Raw genomic sequence first — 10,934 nt, forward strand, 5'->3', positions numbered from 1 at the left:
GGTCGTTTAACGCCAGCGCCGACTTGCTTCTTCGGTCGTAAGCCCTGCGACCAAGGCCCCGATGGCCAGCGTCGTCAGAATTTCGGGAACCATCAATTGCTGGCCGAACTCGATGCCTATGACGAAGATGGCTTTCAAAGCCTCGAACGGGCCGTCATAGCGGTGACGCATCGCAAGGCGGAACATCTCGTTACAACCCTGCACGAACAGGCCCCAGAACACCAGCGAGGCGACGCCCGTCAGCCCGTTGTTTACAGCCGAAGTCCAGCCCCTGCCCGCGCGCTTGCCCATGATCTTCCAGCCGCAGATCCAGCCCAACGCGATGTTGACGTAGACGAAATAGCCATAGTCTTTGCCCTCTTCCGCGTTGTCCATGATCATGCCGGACACCAGAAAGGCCACCACTACCAGACAAACAGCGGCAACTAGTCGAGGGGCATTGGGCATTCCGGGGTCCGTTCTTTAACTGGGCTTTGCTATTGTGATCTGTGTCACATCGCAATTACCGGTGTCAAAGGCTGCGCCGCATGCGGTCAAATAATAATTCCACATGCGGCGAAAACGCTCATCAAAACCCAATTCCGAAATCTGATCCCATTTGTCATTGAAAGTGTCGTACCAGCGACGCAGCGTCAGGTCATAGCTTTGGCCGAACTCCTTGGATCGCACCACGTTCAGCCCGGCCTGATTGATTTCCTGCTTCAGGATCGTAGGCGACGGCAGCATGCCCCCCGGAAAGATGTATTTCTGAATGAAATCAACACCATTCCTGTAAAAGTCCCACCGGTGATCACCAACAGTGATGATCTGCAGAGTGGCCTGAGCGCCCGGTTTCAGTCGGTCCCGTACGGTTTCGAAATAGACCGGCCAGTATTTCTGCCCAACCGCCTCAAACATCTCGATCGAGGCGATGCCGTCATATTCGCCGCGCTCGTCGCGGTAATCCTGCAGTTTGAACTTAACAAGATCAGAAAGTCCTGCGTTCTCAATGCGTTTCTCGGCGAACCTCAACTGTTCCTTGCTAATGGTCAGCCCCGTGACCCGTAAGCCACGCTCTTTGGCGGCGTATTCGGCGAAGCCGCCCCAGCCACAGCCGATTTCTAGGATGTGATCACCGGGCTTTGCGCCCATCTCATCCACCAGACTGGCATACTTGGCGGTCTGCGCTTTCTCAAGACTCTCTTGCCCGGTGTCGAACAAGGCGCTGGAATAGGTCATCGTGTCATCCAGCCATAGCCCGTAGAACTCATTGCCCAAATCATAGTGGTACGAGATGTTCTTCTTCGCCTGAGTGCGGTTGTTGCGATGCAGCCAGAACCGCAGTCTTTCATAGGCTTGCACCAGAAACCGACCGGTGAACCCATCATAAACCGTTTCCGTGCCCCGATGCACCAGATCCATGAACGAGCGCAGGTCAGGCGTGCTCCAATGGCCATCCAGATAAGCGTCTGAAAACCCCAGTTCACCCTCGCGGATCAAGCGGGCGAACACGTCGCCATCATGGATGTCGACCTGCGCGACCGGGCCCGGCTTGCCGCCTTCCATCCGAAACGTGCGGCCATCGGGCAGAGTGATGTCCAGACGCCCGGACTCCATCTTGCCCAGCATTCTGAACACCTGCGCGAAATATCTGGGCAGGTTTTTCTGCCCCTCGGTCGTGGTCAGGATCATCCGCTCTCCCCTCTGCGGTCTTTAGCAAAAGCTAGGACGGGATTCCGTTTATGGCAAGTTTTCAATTCGTTACCGGCTTTTTTCGGCCTTCATACGCCGCCAAAGCTCGCCTGCGCCCCTCGGCCAGATCAACAACGGGCAAAGGGTAGTCGGCTCCGGGTTGCAATCCCCATGAAACCGGCACCGCATCGAAGTAAGACAACGCCGTATCGGTCGGATCAGAGCGTCCTTCGGCGATCCAGCGCCGCAGATACCCTCCGTCGGGGTCAAAGCGCTCCTGCTGGGTCTGCGGATTGAAAATCCGAAAGAAGGGTGAGGCATCGGGGCCGGACCCGGCCACCCATTGCCAACCCATTGCATTGGCCGCCGGGTCCCAGTCGATCAGGCAATCCTCGAACCACTGCATCCCGATTTTCCAATGGGTCATCAGATGTTTGGTCAGATAGCTTGCGACGATCATGCGGGCGCGGTTGTGCATCCGGCCCGTGACGTACATTTCACGCAGACCTGCGTCGACGACGGGAATGCCGGTTTGGGCCCGTTGCCATGCCGTGACATGCGGATGCCCCGTATCCACACTCCATGGAAACGAGCCCCATTCCGGCTTCCAGTTTTCGGTCAGCATGTGTGGCGTGCGATACATCAGGTGATAGGCAAACTCGCGCCACACCAGTTGCCGTAGAAACGCACCGGTCCCCGGCGCGCCGATCATGGCGGCGCGCTGGACGCTGTGCCAGATGCTGCGAGGGCCGATTTCACCTAGCGATAGGTATTCCGACAGCTTCGAAGTGCCAGCAAGGTCCAGTCGGTCGCGGTCGTCCGCATAGGCGCTGATGTGGGTCAGGAATTCATGCAGATGGTCATGGGCCGCCTGTTCACCGGGCCGAACATGCTCACGCACAACCTGCGCGCCACGTCGCATTGCTGCCCCCAACGCCCAATCGTCCATCCGGTCGGACGCGGGCCATTTCTCCGGCGCTGGCAACCGGGGCGGAGGGGCGCTGGGGGCTGGAACATCCCTACCCTGCACCTCCCGCCACATCGGGGTGAACACGCGAAACGGCTGGCCGGTTTTGGTGGCGACGGTCCATGGTTCGAACAACAGGTGGCCGGGGAAGGACTTCGCACTAACCCCGGCCTGAGACAAAGAAGATTTGACCTCGGTATCTCGCGCAATCGCGCCCGGGTCATAGGCACGGGTCCAATAGACATCTTTGGCCCCGGTCTCGGCAATCAAACTCTGCAATTGGTCCAAGGCCTCGCCCCGGCGCAGGATCAGGCGGCTTCCCAGTTGTTTCAGCGAGGCCGAGAAAACCTCGAGCCCCAGTCCCAGTCGCCATTTCGGGGCCGCGCCCAAATGCTGAGCGAGATTGTCGAGAATGAAAACCGGAATGATCGGACGACCGGTTTCCACAGCCGACTGCAGCGCAGGGTGATCCGAGACACGCAGATCGCGCCGAAACCACAATATGATCGGAGATTGCGTGTTCATGCCTGCCCGCCTCTTTTCGGTTTACGCGACAGGCCGCAGCCCGGATCACAAAACGCGTTCAAGGGCTTCCAAAAGCTGATCAATCTCGTGCCGAGCGGTGTAATGCGTGAAGCTGACCCGCAGCACGCCCTGCGCCGGATCGACCCCCATCGCCTGCAGTGGGCGCACGGCGTAGAAGTCCCCGCCACCGGCCATGATATTGTGCTTTGCCAATTCGGCGGCAACAGGTTCCGCCGGGCGATTCAGCGCAACCGAAACCGTCGGTGCCCGGCGGGCGGCGTCAGCCGTTCCGATCAGCCGAACCGCGTTTCTGTCCTTCAACGCATCCAGCACGGGTTGCAGCAATTCAACTTCATGCAGTCGCATCAGATCGTGAACAAAGGCCCCCTGTGCGGCAGGGCCACTGTCCGGGCCGCCGTGATGCGCACTCAAAGCCTCGATGTAATCCGCCATCCCCGTACTTGCCGCGATCTGGGCGTGGTCCGGGCCCGCCGGGGTGAACCTTTTGTACAGCAAATCGTCGTTGAAGTGGTGGGCCTGGTTCGGCAACAATTCTCCGACCGTGCGGCGAATGACCATGAGGCCCTGATGTGGGCCATAGGTTTTGTACGCCGAGAACAGATAGATATCCGGCCCCAGATCGCCCACATTCGGGAACCCGTGCGGCGCATAAGACACGCCATCGACGCAAACAAACGCGCCTGCGGCATGGGCGATTGCCGTGATCTCGGTCACCGGATTGATCTCACCAATGACGTTCGAGCAGTGCGGGAAACAGACCAGACGCACTTTTTCGTCCAACAGTTCCTCAAGGTCTTGTGGGTTCAGCGCGCCGGTCTCGGGGTCGATCTGCCATTCCCGCACCTCAATGCCATCCTCTGCCAATCGTCGCCACGGGCCAGAATTGGCCTCGTGATCCTGATTGGTCACCACAATTGCCTCACCGGGGCTGAGCCATTGCCGGAACGCCTGCGCCAGAACATAGGTGTTTTGTGTGGTCGACGGACCAAAGCTCAGCTCATCCGTATCCACGCCCAGAATTGCGGCCAAACGGGCGCGGGCTTCGTCCATCTCTTCGCCCGCCAGACGGCTGGCCTTGAACGGGTGATAGGGTTGCACCTTGCGCTGGGTGTAGAACCGGGTCAGCCGGTCGATCACCGGCTTACAGGTATACGAGCCGCCCGCGTTTTCGAAAAACGCCTGCCCCTGCAGGCTGGGTTCCGAAAAGGCCGGGAATTGAGCCCGAACGAAATCGATATCCAGAGTGCTCATGGCCACTCACTCCTCAGTCACACCGCTCGCATCACAGAGATGCTCCGGTATGTTTCCGGGCATCTCAGACATCACGGCAGTTCTTTCAGCCTTGAACTTTGGTGTACGTCCCCTCACCCGCCAGAATGCCCCGGAACCCGCCCGGCTCATCCAGTCCGAACACGATCAGCGGCAGGTTGTTGTCACGCGCAAGTGCGATGGCCGAGGCATCCATGACACGCAACCGCTTGGCCAGAACGTCGTCATAAGAAACAGTGTCATAGCGAACGGCGTCGGCATGCACCTTGGGGTCCTTGTCATACACACCGTCCACGCCATTCTTGCCCATGAAGATCGCCTCACAGGCCATTTCATTCGCGCGCAGGGTCGCGGCGGTGTCGGTGGTGAAATACGGGTTGCCGGTTCCGGCGGCAAAGATGCAAACCCGCTTCTTTTCAAGGTGACGCACGGCGCGGCGGCGGATGTAGGGCTCACACACTTCGTCCATGCGAATGGCCGAGATGACACGAGTGAACACGCCAACTTCCTCAAGCGCGGACTGCATCCCCAGCGCGTTCATGACCGTGGCCAGCATCCCCATATAGTCCGCCGTCGTCCGCTCCATCCCCTGAGCCGAGCCGCTGAGGCCGCGAAAGATGTTCCCGCCACCGATGACCATGCAAATCTCGACACCCAGATCATGAACCGACTTCACCTCCTGCGCGATGCGTTGAACCGTGGGCGGATGCAGGCCGAATCCCTGATCGCCCATCAACGCCTCGCCCGAGATCTTCAACATGACACGTTTATACTTTGTTTTTGGGGGTTCGACGGGCTGGGTAAGGGTCATATTGCGCTCCGGGCTGGCACGGGTTTATTTGCGGCGCAAAATGAAGCAAAACCACCGCAGGTTCAATGCGGATACTGAGGAACAAGGCAACCCGGAATGGCCAATCGCCCTGCCGTGAATATTTGGGACACGCTTCCGCCCATACCGCAGGGCAAACCGGTGCTGATCGCGGGGCCGACGGCCTCGGGCAAATCCGCGCTGGCGCTGGAGATTGCCGACAGGTTCGGCGGCGTGATTGTCAACGCCGACGCCAGTCAGGTTTACGATTGCTGGCGGATCATTTCGGCACGCCCGTCGCCAGAGGAAGAAGCCCGCGCGGCGCACCGGCTGTACGGGCATGTCGCTTATGATCAGGAATATTCCACCGGCCATTGGCTGCGCGAGGTGGTGCCTCTGATAACCGCGGATCAACGACCGATTGTCGTCGGCGGTACGGGGTTGTACTTCACCGCACTGACCGAGGGTATGGCCGAGATCCCCGCCACGCCGTCGGAAACCCGCGCGACGGCCGATCAGATGACGACTGAAGCCTTGATCGCGGGCGTGGATGCGGAAACGCTTGGCCGGATCGACACCAACAACCGCGCCCGAGTCCAGCGCGCGTGGGAGGTTCAGCACACCACCGGACGCAGCCTTGCATCCTGGCAAGCCGATACACCGCCCCCGGTACTGGCTTTGCAAGACACAGTTCCCATTGTGTTTGACGTTGAAAAAGACTGGCTTTTGAACCGCATAGAACGCCGCTTTGACCTGATGCTGGACATGGGCGCATTGGACGAGGTGGCGGCAATGCGGGGCCGATATGACCCTTCCTTGCCAGCCTGCAAAGCCATCGGCGTGCCGGAACTTATGGCCTATCTGGACGGGGAAATGACGCTGGAACAGGCGCGCGAAAGGGCCACGATCTCGACCCGTCAATTCGCAAAGCGCCAGCGCACTTGGTTCCGCGCACGGATGAAAAACTGGAATCACGTTAATTTCTCAAAGTGATACTCCGCACAGTTGATTCTTTTCTAAGCGGCATTTGAACGGCGCTGATACACCGGCAATCCGCGTGAATTTCACGTCCCTGATCCCCGGGTCAGAGCGTTTCGGACGTTCCAAACCGAGCGGCAATCGCCCGTCTAGAACAGGCAAACGCAGTGTGTGGATGTCGTTTTTCGCCCACGAATGACGATTTCGAACATTGACCTATAGGGAATTCTGGTGCCGAATGTCGCCATGGGGATGTTGAGAATCCAAAAAAGAGAACCCATCGACCTACCATTCGGCGCTTACCACGCCGGGTAGTTCAGAACTTCATGACAAAAAAAATAGCGTCACAGGGAGAGACCTAAATGAAAAATCAGACTTTGACCGGAGCGCCGGTTCATTGGGCTGCTGAAATGCACGTCAAGGAATATCGCGAAGGCAATCTGAACCGCCGTGAATTCCTGGCTCGCGTAACCGCGCTGGGCGTCGCCGTACCGGCGGCCTACAGCATGATCGGTCTGCAATCACCGGCAGCCGCAGCTGAACCGCAGCGTGGCGGCACCATCCGCTATCAGATGGAAGTACGTGCACTGAAAGACCCGCGCACCTTTGACTGGACCCAGATCGCGACCTTCACCGCTGGTTGGCTGGAATATCTTGTTGAATACAACAACGATGGCTCCTTCAAGCCGATGCTGCTGGAAAGCTGGGAGGCTAACGACGACGCCACCGAATACACTCTGAACGTCCGCAAGGGTGTGAAGTGGAACAATGGTGACGATTTCACCGCCGAAGACGTTGCGCGCAACATTACGGGTTGGTGCGATTCGTCGGTCGAAGGGAACTCGATGGCGTCGCGTATGGCGTCGCTGGTTGACGAGAGCACTCAGAAAGCCGCTGATGGTGCGATCACCGTTGTCGACCACCACACAGTAAAACTGAAGTGCAACGCGCCGGACATCACGATTATTCCCGGCATGGCCGACTATCCTGCTGCCATCGTGCACAGCAGCCACGACCCGGCAAACATGCTGGCCAACCCCATTGGCACCGGCTTCATGCTGCCCGAAAGCCACGAAGTGGGTGTCAGAGGTGTTCTGGTCCGCAACGAAGGCTTCGACTGGTGGGGCTATGAGGCTGGGAAAGGCGGCTACGTCGACCGGATCGAATTCATTGACTACGGTACCGACCCCGCAGCCTTCCTGGCCGCGTATGAGGCCGAAGAGATCGACATGAACTGGGAGTCGGTCGGTGAATTCGTCGACATCTTTGATGGCATCGGCCTGGTTCGCTCGGAAATCCCGTCGGGCTTTACTATCGTCATCCGCCCGAACCAGTTGGCTGAAGACGCTGACGGCAACAAAATCTATGGCGACAAACGCGTGCGTCAGGCGCTTGCAATGGCCGTAGATAACGCGGTCTGCCTGGAACTTGGCATGTCCGGCTATGGTATCGCAGCCGAAAACAGCCACGTCGGCCCGATGCACCCCGAATATGACTCGTCGGTAACGCGTATCCCCTATGATCCTGCAGCGGCCAAGGCCCTGATGGACGAAGCGGGCATGGGCGATTACGAACACGAAGTGCAGTCGATCGACGATGACTGGCGTCGGAACACCACCGCCGCTGTTGTCGCCCAGTTGAACGACGCGGGCATCAAGGCCAAACACACCGTTCTGCCTGGTTCGACGTTCTGGAACGACTGGACCAAATACGCCTATTCGTCGACCAACTGGAACCATCGCCCGCTGGGCACCCAGATTCTTGCGCTGGCCTACAAGTCGGGTGTGGCGTGGAACGAATCCGGTTTTGCCAACGAAGAGTTCGACACCCTGCTGGCCGAGGCGAACTCGATCGCCGATGTCGATCAGCGCCGCGAGGTGATGGCAAAGTTGCAGGCGATCATGATTGAAGAGGGCGTTGTAATCCAACCCTACTGGCGGACAGCCATGCGCCACCACCGCGACAATCTGGTAGGTGTTGAAAAGCACATCGCGGACCTGCCGCAAATCTACAAGTTCGGCATCGTTTCCTAAGCCGACGACATACGGGGCCGCGCCACTCTGGCGCGGCCCTTTCGTCATGAATGCGGCGATAAAAAACAGCGATGCGTGAAGCCATAAGGAATTCACGCTGGCCGACCAACAGGGGCTAACATGGGACTTTTTATTCTAAGGCGCGTCGGCATCATGCTTTTGACAGCATTGTGTCTGACATTCCTGGTCTTCTTTCTGACCAACCTTTACCCGAACCTCGAAAAACTTGCGAAAACACAAGGTAACTTCCGCATGTCGGATGAGCAGGTCGCAAGCTTCCTTGAGAAAGGCGGGTATCTGCAGCCAGTGCCGATCAAATACGGCGAATGGCTGGGCGTTCTGCCATCTTACCGGCACACGAACGAGGACGGCACCGTTCAGGGCAGATGTATTCTGCCGGGCCAGTCCGCCGAAGAGGCACCGAATTTCTGCGGTATCCTGCAGGGGTACTGGGGATATTCCACGGTCTTCAAAGAAGAAGTCTCAACCGTTGTTGGCACCCGGCTGGCCCTGACGGGTCGGCTGATGTTCTGGGTGATGCTGCTGATGGTCCCGTCAGCCCTGATCCTTGGCATTCTGGCCGGGATGAAGGAAGGCTCGGCCACCGACCGGACGCTGTCGACCTTTGCGATCACGACGACGGCGACGCCAGAATACGTTTCGGGCGTAATTTTCATCGCGATCTTTACCTCATCCGCGGTCGGATTGAAGTGGTTCAAGGGCACCGCCACGCAGGCGATGGAAAACCCGACATTCGAGAACTTCTTTCTGCCGGTGCTCACCATTGCGCTGTACGGGATGGGCTACATCGCCAGAATGACCCGCGCCTCGATGACCGAGGTGATGACGGCGCAGTATATCCGCACCGCGCGCCTTAAGGGTGTCTCGTTCCCGAACATCGTTATGAAACACGCGCTGCGCAATGCGCTGATCGCGCCGTTCACTGTCATCATGCTGCAGTTCCCATGGCTGTTGAATGGTGTGGTGATCGTCGAGACCCTGTTCAACTACAAGGGATTTGGCTGGGCGCTAGTACAGGCGGCGGGCAACAATGACATCCAGCTCTTGCTGGCGATCTCGGTCGTGTCGGTCTTTGTGGTGCTGGTGACGCAGCTGATCTCGGATATCGGCTATGTCTACCTCAACCCGCGCATTCGCATCGCTTAAGGAGGGCTAGATTATGGAACCACTTACCTGGACCGGCTCTATCGCCTTCCTCAACCCGATCTTCGCGCTTGCGTTGGGTCTGATGGCCCTGTCCATCGTCGTCTGGATGCTGGCTAGCATGGTGCTGCCCGAGGACCAGATGACGGTCAATCCGGACGGCACGCTGACCTCGAACTCGAGCGCCCGGAACATGATACAGTTCGCGCTGCGCTACAGCTTTCTGGCCAGTGTCGGGCTTGCGCTTGCCTATATCGTCCTTGGCATCTTGATGGGCACGAGCGCCGGGATCATCGGCGCGATTTCCCAGCAATTCCTGCCGGTTTGGCTGTCGCTGATCATCCTTTACGCCATGTCGATCGCGTTCAAACGCAGGCTGGGCTTGTATGGCAAGCTGTTTGACAGCCCCATCGGCATGATCGGCTTTGGCCTTGTGATGTTCTGGGTTTTCACCGGGATTTTCGGCGCGCTTGATCTGATCGTGACCCATGACTCGCTATCTCAGGTCTCGGGCATGAAGAACAAGGTGCCGGGCACGCCCCTGCCCAATCTGGAAGAGGGTCAGTACGCCTGGTATCTTCTGGGCGGTGACAATCTGGCCCGCGACGTCTTTAGCCGCATGGTCAAAGGCGCGTGGATCGTTGTTCAGATCGCCCCGCTGGCGACGATGTTTGCCTTTATGGTCGGCATCACGCTGGGCCTGCCTGCTGGTTACTATGGCGGGCGGCTGGATACGCTGCTGTCTTTCCTGGCGAACCTGATCCTGGCCTTCCCCGTGATCCTTCTGTTCTACCTGTTGGTCACGCCCGAGATCGTTGCGACCGGTGTCCCGAACTATATGGCCGCCGTGCTGTTCGTGTTCCCGATCATCTTCCTGGGCGTCCTGCTGAACTCGCGCTTTTACACGCGGCCGAGTTTCCGGACGCCGTTGTTGATCGGGGTTCTGGGTGTTGCGCTGTGGCTCTACCTGTCGCTGATTTCGACCAAGGGCTACATCATCAACACCGACAGCTACAGCATTTGGGGCCTGCCGACCTATCTTGATCTGTTCGACATTCCGGGCGGTATTCTGGTGGTGTTTGTCTCGGTGGTCTTCGTGAACTCGCCCACGGTGTTCCGCATCGTGCGCGGGCTGGCGCTGGACATCAAAACTCGCGATTACGTGGCTGCGGCCCAGACACGTGGTGAGGGTCCGTGGTACATCATGCTGTGGGAGATCCTGCCCAATGCGCGTGGCCCGCTGATCGTCGATTTCTGTCTGCGCATCGGCTACACCACCATCCTGCTGGGAACCTTGGGCTTCTTCGGGCTCGGCCTGCCGCCGGAAAGCCCGGACTGGGGTTCCACGATCAACGAGGGGCGTAAGCTTCTGTCGATCTACCTGCACCCTGCCCTTCCGCCCGCGCTTGCCTTGCTGTCGCTAGTTCTTGGGTTGAACCTGCTGGCGGACGGTCTGCGCGAAGAGAGTCTGAAGGACTGATTGTGATGGAGGTAGGGG

General features: G+C 58.7%; 9 protein-coding genes. 4 read left to right on the forward strand and 5 right to left on the reverse strand.

All coding sequences use genetic code 11. From position 1 onward, the window contains the following. Positions 1-6 precede the first annotated feature (6 nt). From ACR0NJ_RS10490 to pyrH, 5 genes are all read right to left on the reverse strand, one after another. A complete protein-coding gene (locus ACR0NJ_RS10490) occupies positions 7-447 on the reverse strand; it encodes a TrgA family protein (RefSeq protein WP_480817069.1) in 441 nt (146 codons plus the stop codon). A gap of 15 nt (positions 448-462) precedes the next feature. Beyond that, positions 463-1,671, reverse strand: coding sequence for a class I SAM-dependent methyltransferase (locus ACR0NJ_RS10495; RefSeq protein WP_480817070.1), 1,209 nt, complete (start codon positions 1,669-1,671; stop codon positions 463-465). 61 nt (positions 1,672-1,732) lie between these two features. Beyond that, on the reverse strand, positions 1,733-3,163 hold the full coding sequence (locus ACR0NJ_RS10500; protein ID WP_480817071.1) for a cryptochrome/photolyase family protein: 1,431 nt from the start codon (positions 3,161-3,163) through the stop codon (positions 1,733-1,735). A gap of 45 nt (positions 3,164-3,208) precedes the next feature. Then, positions 3,209-4,435 (reverse strand): aminotransferase class V-fold PLP-dependent enzyme, encoded by a 1,227-nt coding sequence (locus ACR0NJ_RS10505; RefSeq protein WP_480817072.1) that lies wholly within the window; start codon positions 4,433-4,435, stop codon positions 3,209-3,211. An 85-nt stretch (positions 4,436-4,520) separates the two neighbouring features. Further along, positions 4,521-5,264 (reverse strand): UMP kinase, encoded by a 744-nt coding sequence (gene pyrH, locus ACR0NJ_RS10510; protein WP_480817073.1) that lies wholly within the window; start codon positions 5,262-5,264, stop codon positions 4,521-4,523. A gap of 96 nt (positions 5,265-5,360) precedes the next feature. On the opposite strand from pyrH, the gene miaA reads away from it, so the two are divergent. The 4 genes from miaA (at position 5,361) to ACR0NJ_RS10530 (ending at position 10,916) form a co-directional block, all read left to right on the forward strand. After that, complete coding sequence (miaA, locus tag ACR0NJ_RS10515; protein WP_480817074.1) at positions 5,361-6,254, forward strand: tRNA (adenosine(37)-N6)-dimethylallyltransferase MiaA; 894 nt, start codon at positions 5,361-5,363, stop codon at positions 6,252-6,254. Positions 6,255-6,601: 347 nt separating this feature from the next. Next, a complete protein-coding gene (locus ACR0NJ_RS10520; protein WP_480817075.1) occupies positions 6,602-8,272 on the forward strand; it encodes an ABC transporter substrate-binding protein in 1,671 nt (556 codons plus the stop codon). Between the two features lie 120 nt (positions 8,273-8,392). Continuing rightward, on the forward strand, positions 8,393-9,439 hold the full coding sequence (locus ACR0NJ_RS10525) for an ABC transporter permease (RefSeq protein WP_480817076.1): 1,047 nt from the start codon (positions 8,393-8,395) through the stop codon (positions 9,437-9,439). Between the two features lie 13 nt (positions 9,440-9,452). Beyond that, positions 9,453-10,916, forward strand: coding sequence for an ABC transporter permease (locus ACR0NJ_RS10530; protein WP_480817077.1), 1,464 nt, complete (start codon positions 9,453-9,455; stop codon positions 10,914-10,916). The last annotated feature ends 18 nt before the right edge of the window (positions 10,917-10,934 follow it).

The sequence above is a fragment of the Ruegeria sp. F11 genome, assembly GCF_056533855.1.